The following is a 17,573-nucleotide window of genomic DNA, read 5'->3' as shown; positions in this document are numbered from 1 at the left end:
GCTTTGGCTTACGGGCTGAGGCGGAGTGCAGCGCGGGCGCAGTCTGACCCGCAGCGGCAACGCGAGAGCGTTGCCATATGTTTCACCGGCCCGCACCTTCGTTGCGCTTTTATCCGCAGAACCTGAACGCCGCTTGAGCGGCGTGGAAACACCCAAGCGAATCCGATGCCGCGGCCGGTCAGGCCGCGCGCTCCGGCTGGCGCGTCTCCGGCATGATCAGCGCCACCAGCATGAAGGCCGCGAAGCCGACGACCGCGAGTCCGAGAAAGGCGCTGTGGCTGCCGAGATGGTCGGCCATGATGCCGGCGAGCGAGGTCGACAGGGCGGCGCCGATGCCCATGGCAGTGCCGACCGCGCCGAGAGCGAGATTGAACCGACCGGTACCGCGCGTGAGATCCGACACGATCAGCGGCACCATCACGCCGAGGACCGAGGCCGAGACTCCGTCCAGCACCTGGATGGCGACGAGGCCGTAGGGGTTGGTCGTGTAGGCGAGCATCAGGCCGCGGACCGGCAGAGCGCCGAACCCGAACAGCAGCACCGGGTAGCGACCGAAGCGCTCGGCGGCCCGGCCGACCGCCGGGGCGCTGACCGCCAGGACCGCCTGCGGGACCATGATGCAGGCAGCGACCAGCGCGGTCGCGGTCTCGCTCGCCCGCAGGGTCAGCACGCTCCCGACCAGCGGCAGCATCGCGGCATTGGCGAGGAAGAACAGCACCATGCAGGCCGCGAAGCACAGGAGGCCGCGATTGGTCAGAAGGGCGCGGATGCCGTCCTGGACGCTTGTCGGCGCCACCTGGGCCGCCTGGGCCGCGGCCGGCTCCTTGAACACGCCCGAATCGATGTCCTGGGCGCGGATGCGCGCCAGCGCGATCACCGTCGGGATCCCGAGGGCGGCGGTGAGGTAGAAGACGGCGCCGTTCGACAGGTAGTAGCCGATGGCGCCCATGCCGGCCGCGCCGAGGGCGTTGCCGAGGGCCGCGAAGCTCGCGTTTCGGCCGAGGCGCTCTCCGGCCCGGGCGCGCCCGACCAAGCCGATGCTGATCGCCGCGATGGCCGGCGTCAGCACGCAGCTCGCGGCCGAGTGAAGCGCCATCGCCAGGAGCACGACCAGGAAACTCGGCCAGACCGCCAGCGCGAAGGCGCTGCCGGCGATCCCGATGACCGCTACGGCGGCGGCGAAGCGCTTCGAGCGCACGACGTCGACGAAGGCGCCTCCCGGCACCTGACCCAGGAGCGCCACGAGGCTGCCCACCGTGAGGGCGAAGCCGATGTCGGACTGGGTCCACTTGGCCTGCGAGAAGTAGACCGCCAGGAACGGACCGAAGCCCGTCTGAAGGTTCGCCACGAAGAACGCGAAGGCATCGAGGCCGTAGCGGCTCGCCGCCGAGATCGCGCGTTCGCCCTGCGCGGCCGGAACTGCCGGCGCGCGCGTGGCCTCGACCGCCTGATCCTTCAGGCGGCCGGGACGGGAGCGGATGTCCTGCCGGGGCACGTCGCGCTCGCGGGGGGAGGCGGCGGTTCGGACCTTCGACCGGGCCACCGTCACTTATCCGGCGCCTTCTCCGGAGGGAGGGCGGGCGCGGCCGGGTGCACGACGACCGGTGCCGCAGCGCCCGAGGCGGCATTGCCCGGGACGGTCGAGGCCGGAGCGGTCGATGACGGAGCGGTCGAGGTCGGCGCCGACGCGGACGGTGCCGGCTGCGGAGTCGCCGGCGAACCCGGGGCCGGCGCTGCCGCCTGCTCACCCTCGGCCGCGGGCGCGGCCGGGCTGGCGGGGCCGAGAACCACGATCGGCTCGCCGGCCTTGTATTCCGGCGAGACGCGGACCTGATTGCGGGTCAGCGCGACCGACAATTTGCGCTCCTTGCCGCCGTCCGGCGTGAAGCGCAGGGCGCGCCAGTCGACCGCGATCTTGCGCGTTCCGACGCCGAGGAACCCGCCGAAGTCGATGATGGCGGCGCGGGGATGGCCCTCCTTGTCGACGATGATGTCGATGACCCGCCCCAACTCGTCGCCGCCGGCGCTGCGCACGCTGCGGCCGAGCAGGCTCTCGTAATCCTGGGTGTCGAGGACCGTGGCGGGGGTTCCCTGCTGCTGGGCCTGGGCTGCGGGGGGCGGTGGATTCGCCGCGGCCGCCGGTGTGGGCGGCGGGGCCGCCGGCGTGGCCGCGGAGGGAGCGGCCGGCGTCGGGGCCGGTGCTTGAGCCGGGATCGCGGACGGCGACGTGGCCGGAGTTTGCGGCGCGGCCTGGCCGGCCGCACCCTCGCTGCCGCTGGCCTGGGCCTGCGCCGCAGCCCCGGACGCCCAGAGGGCGAGCGTCACGGCCGCGATCATCCGGTTGGTTCTGAACACGCTTCGTCCTCTGGAGAAAGGCCGGGCCGCGCCGGCGCGCCGGCGCGTCCACGACCGTATTCGGCCGGTCCCGGATCCGCCGCCGGCAGGACCCCGCCTGCGGATGGCGTCGTGCCGCAGGACCTGGGCGAAGTTATGGACCGCGGCGGCCGGACAGCAAGGCTCGAACCGCGCAGTTCGGCCCTGCGGCCGCGGCCTCCCGCCGACGATCCCCCGGCGTCCCGTGGCGGCGTCTGGTTTTCGCCGCATCCCCAGCGTAGACAACCGCGCATAAGCTCATGCGAGCGGCGGATAGCACCGCGGCCACTGTCGAGGACCACACGATGTCGACCCTCACCACGTCGGGATGTGCCGCAGCGCGCGGCCTCGCGCTCGGCGCCGCCCTGGCCGGCCTCGTGGCCGGCTGTCAGGCGCTCGGAGGCGGCGGCGGCGTGATGCCGGCGACGGAGGTGGGGCTGCCGCCGTCGCTGCGCGGGTCTCTACCGAACCGCGAGCCGCGCAATGCCGCGGTCGATGCCGACGGTCAGCCGCTCCAGACCGCGCCGACGAAGCAGCTCGCGATTCCGAGGACCGCCGGCGGCGCCACTCGGACGGCCGACAGCGGAGAGCGCCGGATCCGGCGCGAGGATCTCGACGGCGGCAACGCGGCGGTCGGCGGCGGCGGTGGCGGCAGCTCGATGGGCCCGATGCTGTCGCCCGGCGGCAGCGTCGGCCTCGGCGGGAAGTTCTGAGCGGCTCGCCGCGCGTCCTCGCACCCCCGATGCGTCACGGCGGCTGCGCCCGCGGCGGCTGCGCCCGCGGGCCGCGAAGGGGACCGATCCGGGCGCGAGCGCGGATCGGCGAGCCCGGCCTAGCCGGCCGCTTGGCTCGGAGCCTCCGCGAGCACGCCCGGCTCGATGTCGACCACGTAGCCGCCGAGTTCCGTGCTGTAGCTCAGGGCCTTCCAGGGTAGCGGGTGATGGGTCTCGCCCAGCCCGAGGAAGCCCCCGAAGGCGAGCACCGCGTAGGCGACCTGCCCGGAGACCTTATCCACCATGAAGTTGTGGATGGCGCCGAGGTGGCGGCCGCTGCGGTCGTAAACGGCGGTGCCCTCGACCTTGTTGGACGCGATCAGCCGCGGCGTCTCGTCGATGGCGACGCCCTCGCCGGCGGGATCGAGTTCCAGCGTGCCGGGCTTCCTCAAGGTGCGCTCGTTGGGCAGGTCCGTCGGCATGGTCTCTCCCGGTTCGCGCGCGGGGTCGTGCCCGCGCGGCGGTCCCTTGGCTCACTAAGCGCGCCGGTCGGGACGGGTTCCGCCGGCCGGACGGGTGTCCGCGGGCGCACCGCACACTCAGAGGTCGGGCGGTATGCCGGCGCTCGCTCGCCGCTGGTTGATCCGGTCCCGGACCGAGCGGCTCGCCAGGAGCATCTCGAACCCGAAGGCGACGAGGGCGCACAGCGTGCACAGGATCGCCGCGCCGAACAGGCCGAACAGCAGGGTCGCGACCGTGCTGTCGCGCAAAGCTCCGACGAACAGGGTCAGGACCGAGCCGCAGGTCGCCACCCCGCCCAGCGCGGCCAGGAACACCGCGGCATCGAGGGCCAGTGAGCGCCGGTGCAGCCGGTCCAGACGCCGCCCGAGGCGGACGCGCTCCGCATCGCCGGCCCCCGCCAGCAATCCGGAGACGTGGTCGGCTTGGTCTGCCACCCGCGCGAGCCGGGCGCCGAAGACGTTCAGGAGTGTGGCGATGCCCGACAGGAGGAAGACGGGGCTGAGCGCCACCTGGACGACGTGGGCGGTGCTCTCCAGGCTGGTGAGGGTGATCGGGTCAATCATGCGGTCGGGCTGATGCACCCGGTGGACCGGCGCGGCAATCCCGGGCGGCTCAGACCAGCCCGCGGCCCGGCGCGATGCCGGACACCGTCGTCTCCGCGCGGATCACGAGCCCGAGACCCGTGATCAGTCCGGTGGCGAGCAGGAGCGCGAGCGTGAGGGCCGGGGCGAACATGCCTGTACTTCGCGCGCAGGATTGTTAAGACCAGGTTTCGCGTTCAGCATACGGCTGAATAATCTTCACGACGGCGTCGATCGAGCGATCCCACGGGGGATTCTCGTGCGTGCCTTGTGGATGAGGGGGCTGCGAAGGCAATTTCCCCTTGGAACGGCGGCGGCACCGCTTAGTTGCTGCTATGCTGGCTCGGCCGTGGGGCGATCATGCCCCGGCCTGCGGCCCGAGAACCGGAGGAAGTTTATGGCCACAAAGACCGAGAAGGCTGCGCCGAAGGCGGCCAAGACCACCAAGACTGCGGAGAAGGACGCCCCGGCGAAGGCTGCGAAGCCGGCTGCCGCCAAGTCGGCCGGCACCAAGCCCAACGCTCTGCAGCAGCCGCTGAAGCCGTCGGCCGAGCTCGGCGCCATCGTCGGCACCAGCCCGCTGCCGCGCGGCGAGGTGGTCAGCAAGGTTTGGGAGTACATCAAGAAGAATAATCTTCAGAACCCCCAGAACAAGCGCGAGATCGTTGCCGACGACAAGCTCAAGAAGGTCTTCGGTAAGGACAAGTGCTCCATGTTCGAGATGAACAAGCACCTCGCTGCCCATCTGAAGGCCTGATTGCGACCTAGAGCCAAGTCCGGCGTTCCGTCCGGACCGACGGCTCTAGGAGCCTTCGTGACGTTCCAGTCGGGCCGGAAAACCGACCGACATGGCACGGCGCGCCGCGGGCGAAAGCCCGGTGTCCAGAGCCGCCGGTCTGTCCGGAGGGCTTGGGCGATCCGCATAGCCGGACGCGTCCCACGGGTCTGGATCCCGGGCTTCCCTGCGCGCTCCTGCGAGGCCATCGCGATTGAGTGCCCGCAGGGCTGTGGACAGGACCGCCGCTTCTGAGAACGGCCGGGCTCGCCCGCGTCGACCCTGATCCAGCGCGAGGGACTGCTCGATCCTAGGCGAGCCCCTGCAGGACGCCGCCGTCGACCCGCAGCGCTGCGCCCGTGGTGGCGCTCGCGGCCGGACTGCAGAGATAGGCGACGAGGTTCGCCACCTCCTCCACCCGCGCGAGCCGCTGGATCAGCGAGGAGGGTCGGTGCTCCGCGACGAACTTGCGGCCCATGGCTTCGAGATCGGCGTCGGCGGCGCCTCCGGCCATCTGCTTCATGAACTCCGCGACGCCTTCCGACAGGGTCGGACCGGGCAGGACGCTGTTGACCGTCACGCCGCTGCCGGCCACAGTCTGGGCGAGCCCGCGGGAGATCGCGAGCTGCGCGGTCTTGGTCATCCCGTAATGGACCATCTCGGTCGGCGTATTGAGGCCGGACTCGCTGGAGATGAAGATCACCCGGCCCCAGCCCCGCTTCGCCATGCCGGGCGTGTAGGCCCGGGACAGGCGCACGCCGCTCATCACGTTGACGTCGAAGAAGCGCTGCCAGTCGGCATCCGGGATCTCGAAGAACGGCTTCGGCTCGAAGATCCCGGTGTTGTTCACCAGGATGTCCACGGCAGGCAGCCCCTGGATGAGCGCGGACACGCCGTCCGCGGTCGCGATATCGCCCGGCGCCGCGAAGGCGCGGCCGGCTCTCGCCTCGCCCCGCAGCTTCGCCAGCGCAGCCTCGACGCGCTCGGGCGTGCGGCCGTTGATGCCGACCTCGGCGCCGAGGTCGCAGAGTTCCTTGGCGATGGCGTATCCGATGCCGCCGGTCGAGCCGGTGACCAGGGCCTTCCGGCCGGTGAGATCGAGATCCATGGGACGCTCCAGCAGGTGACTCGTCGCGACAACGCTGTCGGGTGCCCGCGGTGGCATACGGGATCCGTCTAGCCGCTCCGACTCCGCCGCAGGACGCTGGCGCAGCCGCCGATCACCGAGAGCGCGACCGCGCAGGCGAGCGAGATGGTCACGGCCTTCTCGGCCCCGAGCCCGTGGGTCAGGCCGAAGATCACCGCCACCAGGGCCGCGCCGAGCGACTGCCCGGTGAGGCGGGCCGTCGACTGCATCCCGCTCGCCCCGCCGGCCCGCTCGCGGGGTGCCGAGGTGACGATGACCTTGTTGTTGGGCGACTGGAACAGGCCGAAGCCGAGGCCGCACAGGGTCAGCCGCCAGACGATGTCGAGGGTGGCGGGAGAAGCGGGGAGGAGGGTCACGCTGACGAGGCCGGCGGCCATCATGGCCAGCCCGATGCCGCCGAGGATGCCGGGCGGGTAGCGGTCCGCGAGACGGCCGGAGATCGGCGCCATCGCGGCGACCGCGATCGGCCAGGGGGTGAGCAGGAATCCGGTCTGGGTGCTGGAGAGGTGAAGCACGTCCTGGAAGTAGAAGGGAAGCGCCACGTAGGAGACCATCTGGGCGCAGAACGAAGCGACGGACGTCGCCATCGACAGGGCGAAGGCGGGGATCCGCAGCAGGTCGACCGGCAGGAGCGGAGCGGGCAACCGGATCTGGCGTCGCACGAACACTGTACCGACCACGACGGCGGCCACGAGTTCGACGATGGCCACGCCCCGGGCCTCCGGGTCGCCGAGGCCGTCGATCCCGATGATCAGCAGGCCGAAGGTCAGGGCGTTGAGCGCCGCGCTCACGAGATCGAAGGGGCGGCCGCTCGCCGGCGTCGTCGGCAGGGTCCGGGACGCAACCGTCAGGGCCAGCAGGCCGACGGGGATGTTCACGAGGAACAGCCAGGGCCAGGTCGCCACCGATAGGATCGCGGCCGCCACGGTCGGGCCGGCGGCCGAGGCCACCGCCACCACCAGCGCGACGTTGGCGACTCCCTGACCGATCATCCGATGCGGGTAGATGAAGCGCACGAAGCCGATATTGACGCTCATGATCGCCGCGCCCCCGAGCCCCTGGACGATGCGCGCCGCGATCAGCAGCGGCAGGTTCGGCGCCACCGCGCAGGCGAGGGAGGCGGCCACGAACACGGCGAGACCGGGCAGGTAGACCTTCCGGAAACCGAAGATGTCGCCGAGCGCCGCGAAGGGCAGGAGGCTCGCGGTGACGGCGATCTGATAGGCGTTGACCACGAAGATCGCGTCGGCCGGCCGGACCGCCAGATCCTTGGCCATCACCGGCAGCGCCACGTTGACGATGGCCCCGTCGAGGACCGCCATGGTCATGGCGAGCCCGATCGCCGCCATGGCGAGGACGCGCTCGCGCGGCGGCAGGCCATCCTGGACGGGCGCCTGCGGGGCGCCCCGGGGAATGTCCGGCGCGCCGCCTGTTGGACCGTGCGGGACCTGCGCCATGCGTGCGCGCTCCTGCGGCGTCCCGGCGGGTCCGTGACGTCGATGGCTGGGACAATCCGGACGCGGGACGCGGCGCGGGGGATGCTCCCTGTCGCGCAGGCGCGGAAGCCCGTCGAGGGCCGCCATGTGTCCTATGTCACGGCGCGGTCAGGTTTGTCTGTGTCGGGCGCGAGCCACGCGAGGGAGGCGTGCTGGATGGCGGATCCGGTGCTCGATCCGTCCGAAAGCGGGCGGCGCGCGTGGGTCCCGATCGAATTCAAGCCAGCATGTAGGTGAGCAGGGAGCGGAGCTGGGCCGGCTTGATCGGCTTGTGCACGAGTTCCGCCCCGGCGGCCGTGACCCGATCCTCGACTGCGCTGGAATGGTCGGCGGTGGTGACGATGACCGGGAGCGGGTCGGATCGCAGTGCCCGGAGATAGGCCGCCACGTCGAGACCGCAGGCGCCGTCGTCGAGATGGTAGTCGAGCACCAGGATGTTCGGCGCCGCGGCGCCGGCCTCGACTGCGGCCCGCACCCCCGCGAGGTCGCGGAAGGTCGAGACCTTGGCATCCCAGTTCTGGAGGAGACGTGCGAGGGCGTCGGCCGTGGAGGCATCGTTCTCCACGACGAGGACGTGGGCTCCCGACAGCCGCGTCGCCACCGGGGCGGGCGGGGCCGCGGCGGCGGGGGCCGCGCTCATGGGCAGCGTCAGCGCGACCCGTGTGCCGTGTCCGATCCGGGAGCGCAGCCGCAGGGGATGATCGAGGGCCAGGGCCATGCGGCGGACGATCGAGAGGCCGAGGCCGAGGCCCGGCTCCTCGCCGCTGCCGGTCCGGTCGCCGCCGCGGAAGAACTCGTCGAAGACGAGGTCGCATTCCTCGGCGGCGATGCCGCAGCCCGTATCGGTCACCTCGATCCGGACGGCGCCGGACCGGCGCCGGGCCGCCAGGACGATCCCGCCGGTGCGGGTGTAGCGGACGGCGTTGGAGACGAGGTTCTGGAGGATCCGCTGCAGGAGGACCACGTCGCTGGTGACGGTCACGTCCGGACAACGCACCGACAGCCGCAGACCCTTGCGCTGCGCGAACGGCTTGAAGCTCTCCGCGAGTTCCGCCAGCAGGTCGGGCAGGAAGACCGGTTGAAGCTGCGGTCGGACGATCCCGGCATCGAGCTTCGAGATGTCGAGCAGCGTCTTGATCAGATCCTCGATAGTCTGCAGACCCCGCTCCACCTGTCCCGCAATGGCGCGCGCTTCCGGCGGCACGTCGAGGTCGGCGAGCGCCGAGATCGACAGGCGGGCGGCGTTGACCGGCTGCAGCAGGTCGTGGCTCGCCGCCGCCAGGAACCGGGTCTTGGAGCGGTTGGCGGTCTCGGCCTCCTCCTTGGCGGCGGCCAGCGCCTCGTTGGAGCGCTCCAGCCGGTGCATCAGCCCGGTCAGTTCCTCGGTGCGGGTGCGGACGCGACCTTCAAGCATGATCGCCGTCTGGAACAGCGAGTAGGCGCTCCCCCGCTGATCCATGGAGCGCTCGACATGGGACATCAGCGCGGCGTTGATGCGCTCGAGCTTCTCGATCCGCCGGTGCAGGGAGGCGTCGGTCTCGAGGCCGTTCGGGTGCAGGGTCACGACGCGACCGGGGCAATTACCGCGCCCGGCGCTCCCGCGGCCAGGGTCTTGCCGATGGCGATGCCGGTGAAGGTCTGGTTCAGGTGCATGGCCCGGTACTGCTCGCCGAAGGTCTCGAAGCCGACGACGTTGTAGCGGCGGTAGAGATCGGCGATCCCGTGGCGCACCTGCCGGCTCTCGGCGTCGAGGCGGCGGAGCACGCACTCGAAGCCGATGATCAGGTCGACGCCGCCGAGCACGGCGTCGAGGCGGGCCAGCTCCGCCCGGGTGGAGGCGACGATGTCGCGCGGCTCGGCGAGGGTGAGCACCACGCCCTCGTCCACCGCACAGAAGAAGCTGAGCGAGCCGTCCTCGTTCATCCGCCGGATCGAGCGGCAGAAATACTCACCGCCCACCTTCACGGCGAGCGGGTAGGCGGCGAAGCTCATCGGCGACAGGTTCTCGGGATCGAGGCCGATCGCCATCGCGTATTCCCGGGCCGCCGGCTCGGCGTTGAGCTCGTGCACGGTGCGGCGCTCGCCGTCCGACGCGGTGACCACGAACTTGGTCCGCGTCGGCTCGAAATTGTCGCTCTTGAAGATCTCCACCGAGAAGTCGGTCTCGACGAGCACCAGGACCGCCGCCTTGCGGTGGATCTGCCCGCCGTGGAGCATGACGGCGTCGCGGAAGCGCAGGTCGTCGCCGGCCGAGCCGCCGACGATCGGGATGCCGTCGAGCGCCCAGGCGATCGCCGACACCACCGTCTCCTCGGCATTGGCGAGCCCGTCGATCAGCGACAGGGCGAAGCGGTGGCCCGTCGCGGCCGCATCGCCCTCGCGGCACCGGTCCAGCGGGTCGAGGGTCCGGCGCAGCGCCCGCACCGCCGACGCGGTCCGCTCCACGTCGAGGTGGTCGATGGCGTCGAGGACGGTCGATACGATCCGGAAACGCTCGGCCGGGAACGCGATGACGACGAGGCCGCGATCGAGGCCGCCGGCCGGGACGATGCCGCCCGACATCGAGCAGCCGGCGACCGGCACGCCGGGGAACCGGGTCTCCAGCGCCCGGGCCAGGATCTCGGCGTCGTAATCGGCGGAGAAGAACGCGACGATCTGGGACAGGGCGGAGGCACCGACGGCGCGGGCGATCTCTGCGGCCGCCTCGGCGGCCTCGGCCGCATCCGTCCAGGCCGTCCAGATGCCGCACAGATGGCGGCGCACTCCCGATCCTTGAGCCACGTTCACCCCCTGCGACCCCCTCGGCAGGCTTGGCGCCCGCTCTTCAGCGTCTTGCGCGGAGTATGTCGTGCGCAACCGAGCGGTGCAACGGGGCGTGCTGCCCCCCGATCGGGTTCACCCGCGATCCCGGACCGGAGGGCGGGCACTCACTTCATGCAGGCATCCTCGGCCTTCTCGAAGGCCGCGGGCTTGGCCTCGTGGTCCGCCGGCCGGCCGCGGCCGATCGCCCCGTCGGAGCGGGCGCGGAGATAGGTGTAGATGTCCGGCAGGTAGCACATGACGTTCTTGTTCTCGCCGAAGGCCGGCATGACCAGCTCCTGCGAGGCGTTCACGTCCCGCTTGCCGCCCACGACGATGCCGGCGAAGTGCGCGTAGTCCATGCCCTTGAGAGCGTCGACCAGGGACGGCGCGTAGGTCGAGCCCATCCCGTCCGGCCCGTGGCAGGCCAAGCAATTCGCGCTGTACCGCACGTAGCCGGACATGGTGTACCAGTCGACCTTCTTGCCGCCCTCCGTGATGTGGTAGGTCGGATCACCGTTCTTGTCGGTGTACTGGCCGTCCTGGACCTTGGCCGGCTGCGTCGGTCCCTCGCTCTTCAGGTCGGCCGCGGGCGGGGCGGCCGTCGGCGCTGCGGCGGAGGCCGGCAGCATCCCCAGGGTTCCGGCTGCGAGCCCGGCCAGGACGAGGCTGGCCACTCTGTCTGCAACGCACCGCATACGACATCCTCCTGCCGCCCACAGGCATGTTCTCGGTGGCGCGGCGCCGGGATAACGGCGCACCTCGTCCGAGAACACCTTGGTGCGCCTTCACGTTTTCGCGCACGGCCGGTGAGCGTCACGATGACCGGCCGATAGTGCGCTTATCCGCGTTGCGCACAGCATTAACCTTTTGTTAATCGGCGGATTGCCGCCGGCCCGCCGGCGTGAGAGCTTTCGTTAACGAGAGCTTAACGGTTGGGTCCCGGCGATGCGGTTCGCGGTTTCCATGATGCAGGGACTGGTCAAGGGACCCGCCTCGCGTCGGCTCTCTTGGAGCCGCCGGACGGCCCTGGCGGCTCTCGCCGTCGCGGGTCTGGGCGCCCCGGCTCAGGCGCAGACGCTGGCCAGCCTGCCCACCGAGGCCGGCGCCCGGGTGCAGGGCGACGCCAAGCCGATCGCGGCCTGGGTGACGTTCTGCCAGAATTACGCGGCCGAGTGCGCGCTGGACCGGGGCGAGCCGGCCCGGATCAGCCTGACGCCCGCGACCTGGGCGACGATCGTGTCGGTGAACCGGCGGGTCAACAAGGCGGTCGAGCCGATGACCGACCAGGACCACCTGCACGTGGCCGACCGCTGGGACTTGGCCGAGGACGGCATCGGCGACTGCGAGGACTTCCAGCTGCTCAAGCGCCACATGCTGGCCGAGGCCGGGCTGCCGCGGCGGGCGATGCGCATGACCGTGGTGATCGACGAGAAGGGCGAGGGTCACGCCGTGCTGACGCTGATCACCGACCGGGGCGATCTGGTGCTCGACAACAAGACCAACGCGATCCTGCCCTGGCACAAGACCGGCTACGTGTTCATCAAGCGCGAGAGCCAGGACGCCGTCGCCTGGGTCTCCCTCGGCGGCGTCACATCCCCAGTCACGACCGCCAACCGGTGAACAAGGCACACGGCCGGCGGTGGAACCCAGGCCGCTGGCGCGGTTCCTTAACGGATTGCTAACCGTGCGGCACCACTCTGTCGGGTGACGGAGTGCCTTAACGATGCCGCGAGCCCGCAACGTGACGCCGGTCCCGCTTCTCGCTGTCGTCCTCGTCGCCGCTGCCTGCGGCACCGCGCGCGCCGCGAGCGAGACCGAACTCCGCCACGCGGCGTGGCGCGATTGCGTCAGCCGCAACTTCCAAATCCAGGCCGCGCTGACCGACCGGGATCTCGCCGCCGACGCCGCCTTCCGGACCTGCCGGGCCGCCGAGGACGCCTATCTCGCGACCCTCGCAGCCTCGCCGCTCCTCGACGGCGAAGACGTCGTTCGCGCCCGGCCGCTCCTCGCCGGCCGGATCCGGGCTTGGCTGGTGGGCGATCGCGGCTGATACAGCGGACCGCTGGAACCGCGCTCGAGATTCCGCGGGCGCGGCAGCGGCCATCCGCCGCCCGGCGACGGCAGAGTGTCAGGCGAGAAGCCGCCCGCCTAGGTTTTGAGCCGAGCCTTGATCCGCCGGGTCAGCCCGTCGCGGACGTCGCGGTAGGCGTCGAGGCGCTGCTCGCGGGACGCGTCCTGGACCAGCGTCGGGTCTGGGGTCGGCCAGTACTCGACATCGGCCGCGAGCGTGTGCGTCAGGGCGAGTGCCCGGTGATGCGCCTCCGGCGCCAGCGTGATGATCAGGTCGAAGTTCAGCCCCTCCCAATCCTCGAGTTCCTCGATGGTGCGGGGGCGATGCCGGCTCGCGTCGATCCCGACCTCGTCGAGAGCCGCGATCATGAACGGGTCGGTTGGCTCGCCGGAGCGCACACCGGCCGACTGCACGTAGGTGGACTTGCCGAAATAGGCGCGCGCGATCGCTTCCGCCGCCACGGAGCGCACGGCGTTGTAGTTGCACATGAACAGGACGGACTGCACCCGCCGCTTCCTCGGGGAAGCGTCGGGAGGAGGCTCGGGAGCGGGCTCTGCCATCGCCGGTCGGCGCGGAGGGCGCCTAGCCCTTCCAGTGCAGCGCGAAGATCAGGGTGAACAGGCGGCGCGCCGTGTCGTGGTCGAGGTCGACCTTCCCATCGAGCCGCTGCTTGAGCGTCTCGGACGCCTCGTTGTGCAGGCCCCGTCGGCCCATGTCGATCGCCTCGATCTGCGACGGTGAGGCGGTGCGGATCGCGTTGTAGTAGCTCTCGCAGATCATCTCGTAGTCGCGGATCACCCGCCGGAACGGCGTCAGCGAGAGGAGGTGCGTCATCACCGGCTCGCCGTCCACCGTGGCGATGGCGAAGGACAGCTTGTTCTCGACGAGGCCGAGCGTCAGCGCGTAGGGCCCCTCCCGCCCGGGGATCGTGAAGGAATTGTCCTCCAGGATGTCGAAGAGCGCGATCGCCCGCTCGTGCTCCTGATCCGGATTGCCGCGGGCGATGGACGCCTCGTCCAGGCTCACCTTCGCGAGGCGGTTCGGCCCGCGCTGCTTCTCCGCCATCCCCAAAACCTCACAGGTTCAACCGGATCGCGACGGAGCGGGCATGCCCCTCCAGGCCCTCGGACCGGCCGAGGTTTATCGCTGCCGGGCCGAGCGCCCGCAAGCTCTCCGGCGTGCAGGCGAGGATCGTCGTCCGCTTCATGAAGTCGAGGACTCCGAGCCCCGACGAGAACCGGGCCGAGCGCGCAGTCGGCAGGACGTGGTTGGGTCCGCCGACATAGTCGCCGATCGCCTCCGGCGTGTGCGAGCCGAGGAAGATCGCGCCGGCATTGCGCACCTTGGCGGCGAGCGCCTCCGCGTCCTGCGTCTCGATCTCCAGGTGTTCGGGTGCGAGGCGGTCGACCAGCGGCACGGCCTCGTCGAAGGTGCGGACCCGGATGACGGCGCCGTAGTCGCGCCAGCTCGCCCGGGCGATCTCCTGGCGGGGCAGGGTGGTCAGCGCGCGCTCGACCGCCCCCTCGACGGCGCCGGCGAGTTCGGCGCTGTCGGTGATCAGGATCGCCTGGGCGGCTACGTCATGCTCGGCCTGGGCCAGCAGGTCGGCGGCGATCCAGTCGGGGTTGGCGTGGCCGTCCGCCAGGATCAGCACCTCGGAGGGGCCGGCGATCATGTCGATCCCGACCTGGCCGAAGACCCGGCGCTTGGCCGCCGCCACCCAGGCATTCCCGGGTCCGACGACCTTGGCCACGGGAGCGATCGTGGCAGTCCCGTAGGCGAGGGCCGCGACCGCCTGGGCACCGCCCACCCGGTAGACCTCGTGGACGCCGGAGAGCTGCGCGGCGGCCAGGACCAGCGGATTCATCTGGCCGTCGGGGGTGGGCACCACCATGACGAGGCGCGGCACCCCGGCGACGCGGGCGGGCAGCGCGTTCATCAACACCGAGGAGGGGTAGCTCGCGGTGCCGCCCGGGACGTAGAGGCCGACCGATTCCAGCGCGGTCCAGCGCCATCCGGCCGTGACACCGAGGGCGTCGGTGGCCCGGTGATCGGCGGGCCGCTGGGCCCGGTGGAAGCTCTCGATCCGCTCGGCGGCGAGGCGCAGGGCCTCCAGCGAGTCCGGCGGGCAGGCCGCGACGGCCGCTTCGATCTCCGCGTCCGTGACCCGCAGCTGCGCGGCGGAGAAGTCGGCGCCGAGCCGGTCGAAGCGCCGCGTGAAATCGACCAGCGCCTCGTCCCCGCGGGCCACGACGTCGGCGATGATGCCGCGCACCGCCTCGTCCACATCCTCGGCGATCTCGCGCTTCGCCGTCAGGAGGCGCGCGAAGGCGCCGGCAAAATTCGGATCGCTGCTGTCGAGCCGGACCATCTCGGGGTGCCTTCTGTCTCGCGTCAGGCCGCCGAGCCGGCGGCCGTATCGGTGTCGATGTCGTGCCCGGGACGGTTCGCCGATTCCCAGACCGGGCCGAGATCCTTCATCCGGACCTCGATGCACTCGACCTCCAACCGCAGGGCTGCGCCGCCGGAGAAGACGAGGTCGATATGCCCGGAGGGCGCGTCCGTCGGCTCGAAGGTGAGGGCGAGCAGGCTCATGGGCGTGGCGTCGTCCGGCGTCAGGCCGCGGCTCTTCACGCCCAGAACGCGCTCGACATGCAGGCCGGCGAGGCGCCGACGCGGCGGGACGTTCGGCGTCCAGTCGAAGCGGCGCACGGCCATCAGGAAGCGCCGCTCGCCCGCGAGGTAGGTCAGATCCTGCGGCCGCAGGATCGCGTCCTGCAGATGGGCCGAGATCACAGTCAGGTCCTCGGTGTCGAGGGCGGCGAGCCTGAGCAGCTCCATGCAGTGGGTCCTCGGGGAATACGGGGCGCGGGTCGGGCGGCGAGGGCCGGTCCGCGGCACGGCGTAGGTAGCGGCGCGGCCCCGTTCGGGCAACGGCTGGTCTGGGGATCGCGATCCCGGCCGGGCACAGGCTCGGGCCAGCGTCGCCGTTTAGACGCGCCGGCGGACGAGCCGGGGCAGGGTCTCATATGGCGGCACTCACCGAGCGCGCGGTTGTGGCGGTGCTGGCCGTCGGGCTGCAGGCGGCCGGACCCGCCGTCGCGCAGGTCGGTCCGGACGCGCGGCCCTACATCTACGGTCGTCCGGCGCCGGATCGGGATCTCTACGCACCGCCGCCGCCCGGCGGGCGTCCGCCGCCTCCGCCCGCGGATGACGGGTATGGCTGGCGTCCGCCCCCGCCGCCAGTCGACGATGCGTACGACAGGCGCGGCCCGCGCTGGCGCGGCGACTTCGGGCGCCAGTGGGACGACAGCGTCTGCGTGACGGCCCGCGGCACGTGCAGGGTGCGCCCGGGGCCTCCCGACGCGCCCTGCGGCTGCGAGATCCCCGGCTTCGGCTACAGGCGCGGGCAGATCGAGGACTGAGCCTCAGGTGTCGCCGCGCGCCGGCCGGCTCGGACCGAGCGCGGCCGCTCAGGCCCGGACGCGCTCGATCTGCGCGCCGCAGCGGCCGAGCTTGGCCTCCAGCGCCTCGAAGCCGCGATCGAGATGGTAGACCCGGTTGATCTGGGTCTCGCCCTCGGCGGCGAGGCCCGCGATGACCAGGGAGACCGAGGCGCGCAGGTCGGTCGCCATCACGGGGGCGCCCTTCAGCCGGTCCACGCCCTCGACGATGGCGAGGTCGCCCTCGAGGCGGATCTTCGCGCCGAGGCGGGCCAGCTCCTGCACGTGCATGAACCGGTTCTCGAAGATCGTCTCGCGGATGTGCGACTGGCCCTTCGCCAGCGTCATCAGCGCCATGAACTGCGCCTGAAGATCCGTGGGGAACCCCGGGAACGGGTCGGTGGTGACGTCGACCGCCGCGATGCCGGCGCCGTTGCGGCGCACGCGGATCCCGCCCTCGACCTGGGTGATCTCCGCGCCCGTGGTCGACAGGACGTCGAGGGCCGAGTGGAGCAGATCGGCCCGCGTGTCCTTGAGCACGACGTCGCCGCCAGCCATCGCTACCGCCATGGCGTAGGTGCCGGTCTCGATCCGGTCGGGCAGGACCTCGTGGCGAGCGCCGTTCAGGCGGGCTACGCCCTCAATCTCGATCCGCGGCGTGCCGGCGCCGCGGATCTTGGCGCCCATCTTGTTCAGGCACTCCGCGAGGTCGACCACCTCCGGCTCGCGGGCGGCGTTCTCGATCACCGTGGTCCCGTAGGCCAGGGCGGCGGCCATCAGCGCCACGTGCGTGCCGCCCACGGTCACCTTCGGGAAGGCGATCTCGGCGCCGCGCAGGCCGTTCTTGGTCTTGGCGACGACGTAGCCGGCGTCGATCTCGATCGCGGCCCCGAGCTTCTCCAGGGCCATGATCAGCAGGTCGACCGGACGGGTGCCGATGGCGCAGCCGCCGGGCAGCGACACCTTGGCCTCGCCGAACCGGGCGAGCAGCGGCGCGACCACCCAGAAGCTCGCCCGCATGGTCGAGACCAGCTCGTAGGGCGCCGTGGTGTCGATGACGTTCGAGGCGGTGAGCCGGATGGTCTGGCCCGTCTCGGTGGTCTGACCGGGGCGCTTGCCCACGACCATGTGGTCCACGCCGTGGTTGCCGAGGATCCGCGTCAGCGCGGCGATGTCGGCGAGCCGCGGCACGTTGATCAGCTCGAGCGTCTCGCCGGTGAGCAGGCTCGCGATCATCAGCGGCAGCGCCGCGTTCTTGGCGCCCGAGATCGGGATCACGCCGTTGAGCGGCGCGCCGCCGGTGATGTGGATGCGGTCCATCGTGTGTCCTCGGGCGGCGCATCCGCGAGGTCGCGCGGCCGGCCATGCTGATCGCGGGCGCGACAGCGCCCAGGCTTGGCCGTGCCCTATAGACCGGATTTGTCGGAATCAGGACCGCTTCCGTCAGATTCACGCGCGCAGGACTGATCCGCGCCCGGTGACGGTCTCGCTTCGGCGCGCCCGCGACCCTGTGCCTTGCGGCGGCGCAGGTTCTGGCGCAGCGCGGCCTTGAGACGCTCCGCCCGCTCGTCCCTGGGATCCGTCACGGCGCGACCCTTGGTCGCCGCAAGGTTGGGGCCGACCGGTCCACGCCGGATGAGCCATGTGCAG

Annotated in this window: 20 protein-coding genes and 1 pseudogene; 5 read left to right on the top strand and 16 right to left on the bottom strand. The window is 71.5% G+C overall.

Annotated features, from left to right (window positions below; all coding sequences use genetic code 11):
- Positions 1-178 precede the first annotated feature (178 nt).
- The gene (locus tag MOTC310_RS15630) at positions 179-1,549 is read right to left on the bottom strand and encodes an MFS transporter (protein ID WP_331302425.1); all 1,371 of its coding nucleotides are present in this window, start codon (positions 1,547-1,549) and stop codon (positions 179-181) included.
- A complete protein-coding gene (locus MOTC310_RS15625; protein WP_419539909.1) occupies positions 1,546-2,355 on the bottom strand; it encodes a PRC-barrel domain-containing protein in 810 nt (269 codons plus the stop codon). The genes MOTC310_RS15630 and MOTC310_RS15625 overlap by 4 nt, the downstream gene beginning before the upstream one ends.
- Before the next feature lie 323 nt (positions 2,356-2,678).
- Between MOTC310_RS15625 and MOTC310_RS15620 the strand changes: the two genes are divergently transcribed.
- Positions 2,679-3,086 (top strand): hypothetical protein, encoded by a 408-nt coding sequence (locus tag MOTC310_RS15620; RefSeq protein ID WP_331302424.1) that lies wholly within the window; start codon positions 2,679-2,681, stop codon positions 3,084-3,086.
- Between the two features lie 122 nt (positions 3,087-3,208).
- Here MOTC310_RS15620 and MOTC310_RS15615 read toward each other — a convergent pair.
- The 3 genes and pseudogenes from MOTC310_RS15615 to MOTC310_RS15605 all read right to left on the bottom strand — a co-directional run.
- Positions 3,209-3,568 (bottom strand): annotated as a pseudogene (locus tag MOTC310_RS15615) (PRC-barrel domain-containing protein); the annotation flags it as partial.
- A 117-nt stretch (positions 3,569-3,685) separates the two neighbouring features.
- Entirely contained in the window at positions 3,686-4,171 is a 486-nt protein-coding gene (locus tag MOTC310_RS15610; RefSeq protein ID WP_331293640.1) for a DUF2721 domain-containing protein, read from the bottom strand.
- A 49-nt stretch (positions 4,172-4,220) separates the two neighbouring features.
- The gene (locus MOTC310_RS15605; protein ID WP_331293638.1) at positions 4,221-4,343 is read right to left on the bottom strand and encodes a hypothetical protein; all 123 of its coding nucleotides are present in this window, start codon (positions 4,341-4,343) and stop codon (positions 4,221-4,223) included.
- A gap of 243 nt (positions 4,344-4,586) precedes the next feature.
- Here MOTC310_RS15605 and MOTC310_RS15600 point away from each other — a divergent pair, with 243 nt between their 5' ends.
- Positions 4,587-4,946 (top strand): SWIB/MDM2 domain-containing protein, encoded by a 360-nt coding sequence (locus tag MOTC310_RS15600; protein WP_331293636.1) that lies wholly within the window; start codon positions 4,587-4,589, stop codon positions 4,944-4,946.
- 328 nt (positions 4,947-5,274) lie between these two features.
- Here MOTC310_RS15600 and MOTC310_RS15595 read toward each other — a convergent pair whose 3' ends face one another.
- The 5 genes from MOTC310_RS15595 to MOTC310_RS15575 form a co-directional block, all read right to left on the bottom strand.
- The gene (locus MOTC310_RS15595) at positions 5,275-6,072 is read right to left on the bottom strand and encodes an SDR family NAD(P)-dependent oxidoreductase (RefSeq protein ID WP_331302423.1); all 798 of its coding nucleotides are present in this window, start codon (positions 6,070-6,072) and stop codon (positions 5,275-5,277) included.
- A gap of 68 nt (positions 6,073-6,140) precedes the next feature.
- The gene (locus tag MOTC310_RS15590) at positions 6,141-7,568 is read right to left on the bottom strand and encodes an MFS transporter (protein WP_331302422.1); all 1,428 of its coding nucleotides are present in this window, start codon (positions 7,566-7,568) and stop codon (positions 6,141-6,143) included.
- Positions 7,569-7,824: 256 nt separating this feature from the next.
- Positions 7,825-9,171, bottom strand: a complete 1,347-nt coding sequence (locus tag MOTC310_RS15585) for an ATP-binding response regulator (protein WP_331302421.1) — start codon at positions 9,169-9,171, stop codon at positions 7,825-7,827.
- The gene (locus MOTC310_RS15580) at positions 9,168-10,370 is read right to left on the bottom strand and encodes an FIST signal transduction protein (RefSeq protein WP_331302420.1); all 1,203 of its coding nucleotides are present in this window, start codon (positions 10,368-10,370) and stop codon (positions 9,168-9,170) included. Before MOTC310_RS15580 ends, MOTC310_RS15585 begins: the two co-directional genes overlap by 4 nt.
- 164 nt (positions 10,371-10,534) lie before the next feature.
- A complete protein-coding gene (locus tag MOTC310_RS15575; RefSeq protein ID WP_331293627.1) occupies positions 10,535-11,104 on the bottom strand; it encodes a c-type cytochrome, methanol metabolism-related in 570 nt (189 codons plus the stop codon).
- A 250-nt stretch (positions 11,105-11,354) separates the two neighbouring features.
- On the opposite strand from MOTC310_RS15575, the gene MOTC310_RS15570 reads away from it, so the two are divergent.
- Positions 11,355-12,029 (top strand): transglutaminase-like cysteine peptidase, encoded by a 675-nt coding sequence (locus MOTC310_RS15570; protein WP_419539908.1) that lies wholly within the window; start codon positions 11,355-11,357, stop codon positions 12,027-12,029.
- A 103-nt stretch (positions 12,030-12,132) separates the two neighbouring features.
- Positions 12,133-12,459, top strand: coding sequence for a type 2 periplasmic-binding domain-containing protein (locus MOTC310_RS15565; protein ID WP_331302419.1), 327 nt, complete (start codon positions 12,133-12,135; stop codon positions 12,457-12,459).
- 98 nt (positions 12,460-12,557) lie between these two features.
- Here MOTC310_RS15565 and MOTC310_RS15560 read toward each other — a convergent pair whose 3' ends face one another.
- The 4 genes from MOTC310_RS15560 to MOTC310_RS15545 are packed head-to-tail and all read right to left on the bottom strand — an operon-like array spanning position 12,558 to position 15,321.
- On the bottom strand, positions 12,558-13,040 hold the full coding sequence (locus MOTC310_RS15560) for an arsenate-mycothiol transferase ArsC (protein WP_331302418.1): 483 nt from the start codon (positions 13,038-13,040) through the stop codon (positions 12,558-12,560).
- Between the two features lie 22 nt (positions 13,041-13,062).
- Complete coding sequence (locus MOTC310_RS15555; protein WP_331302417.1) at positions 13,063-13,545, bottom strand: UPF0262 family protein; 483 nt, start codon at positions 13,543-13,545, stop codon at positions 13,063-13,065.
- Positions 13,546-13,555: 10 nt separating this feature from the next.
- Complete coding sequence (gene hisD / locus MOTC310_RS15550) at positions 13,556-14,851, bottom strand: histidinol dehydrogenase (RefSeq protein WP_331302416.1); 1,296 nt, start codon at positions 14,849-14,851, stop codon at positions 13,556-13,558.
- Positions 14,852-14,874: 23 nt separating this feature from the next.
- Positions 14,875-15,321 carry a DUF2948 family protein gene (locus MOTC310_RS15545; RefSeq protein WP_331302415.1) on the bottom strand — a complete coding sequence of 149 codons (447 nt, stop codon included), beginning with the start codon at positions 15,319-15,321 and terminating at the stop codon, positions 14,875-14,877.
- Between the two features lie 188 nt (positions 15,322-15,509).
- Here MOTC310_RS15545 and MOTC310_RS15540 point away from each other — a divergent pair, with 188 nt between their 5' ends.
- Positions 15,510-15,905, top strand: a complete 396-nt coding sequence (locus tag MOTC310_RS15540; RefSeq protein WP_331293621.1) for a hypothetical protein — start codon at positions 15,510-15,512, stop codon at positions 15,903-15,905.
- 48 nt (positions 15,906-15,953) lie between these two features.
- Here MOTC310_RS15540 and murA read toward each other — a convergent pair whose 3' ends face one another.
- Both murA and MOTC310_RS15530 read right to left on the bottom strand, forming a co-directional pair.
- Positions 15,954-17,243, bottom strand: coding sequence for a UDP-N-acetylglucosamine 1-carboxyvinyltransferase (gene murA, locus MOTC310_RS15535; protein WP_331293619.1), 1,290 nt, complete (start codon positions 17,241-17,243; stop codon positions 15,954-15,956).
- An 86-nt stretch (positions 17,244-17,329) separates the two neighbouring features.
- Positions 17,330-17,509, bottom strand: coding sequence for a hypothetical protein (locus MOTC310_RS15530; protein ID WP_331293617.1), 180 nt, complete (start codon positions 17,507-17,509; stop codon positions 17,330-17,332).
- Positions 17,510-17,573: the final 64 nt, after the last annotated feature.

This window comes from Methylobacterium oryzae, from assembly GCF_036441375.1.
In the GTDB taxonomy this organism is placed as follows: domain Bacteria; phylum Pseudomonadota; class Alphaproteobacteria; order Rhizobiales; family Beijerinckiaceae; genus Methylobacterium; species Methylobacterium oryzae_A.
The sequence above is the reverse complement of the archived record's forward strand: the minus strand, read 5'-3'. Positions and strand labels throughout refer to the sequence as shown.

Excerpts from the sequence above, each read along its gene's own strand:
- MOTC310_RS15620 (WP_331302424.1), top strand. The coding sequence starts at position 2,679 with ATGTCGACCCTCACCACGTCGGGATGTGCCGCAGCGCGCGGCCTCGCG.
- MOTC310_RS15610 (WP_331293640.1), bottom strand. The coding sequence starts at position 4,171 with ATGATTGACCCGATCACCCTCACCAGCCTGGAGAGCACCGCCCACGTC.
- MOTC310_RS15605 (WP_331293638.1), bottom strand. The coding sequence starts at position 4,343 with ATGTTCGCCCCGGCCCTCACGCTCGCGCTCCTGCTCGCCACCGGACTG.
- MOTC310_RS15600 (WP_331293636.1), top strand. The coding sequence starts at position 4,587 with ATGGCCACAAAGACCGAGAAGGCTGCGCCGAAGGCGGCCAAGACCACC.
- MOTC310_RS15595 (WP_331302423.1), bottom strand. The coding sequence starts at position 6,072 with ATGGATCTCGATCTCACCGGCCGGAAGGCCCTGGTCACCGGCTCGACC.
- MOTC310_RS15590 (WP_331302422.1), bottom strand. The coding sequence starts at position 7,568 with ATGGCGCAGGTCCCGCACGGTCCAACAGGCGGCGCGCCGGACATTCCC.
- MOTC310_RS15575 (WP_331293627.1), bottom strand. The coding sequence starts at position 11,104 with ATGCGGTGCGTTGCAGACAGAGTGGCCAGCCTCGTCCTGGCCGGGCTC.
- MOTC310_RS15570 (WP_419539908.1), top strand. The coding sequence starts at position 11,355 with ATGCGGTTCGCGGTTTCCATGATGCAGGGACTGGTCAAGGGACCCGCC.
- MOTC310_RS15565 (WP_331302419.1), top strand. The coding sequence starts at position 12,133 with ATGCCGCGAGCCCGCAACGTGACGCCGGTCCCGCTTCTCGCTGTCGTC.
- MOTC310_RS15560 (WP_331302418.1), bottom strand. The coding sequence starts at position 13,040 with ATGGCAGAGCCCGCTCCCGAGCCTCCTCCCGACGCTTCCCCGAGGAAG.
- MOTC310_RS15555 (WP_331302417.1), bottom strand. The coding sequence starts at position 13,545 with ATGGCGGAGAAGCAGCGCGGGCCGAACCGCCTCGCGAAGGTGAGCCTG.
- hisD (WP_331302416.1), bottom strand. The coding sequence starts at position 14,851 with ATGGTCCGGCTCGACAGCAGCGATCCGAATTTTGCCGGCGCCTTCGCG.
- MOTC310_RS15545 (WP_331302415.1), bottom strand. The coding sequence starts at position 15,321 with ATGGAGCTGCTCAGGCTCGCCGCCCTCGACACCGAGGACCTGACTGTG.
- MOTC310_RS15540 (WP_331293621.1), top strand. The coding sequence starts at position 15,510 with ATGGCGGCACTCACCGAGCGCGCGGTTGTGGCGGTGCTGGCCGTCGGG.
- murA (WP_331293619.1), bottom strand. The coding sequence starts at position 17,243 with ATGGACCGCATCCACATCACCGGCGGCGCGCCGCTCAACGGCGTGATC.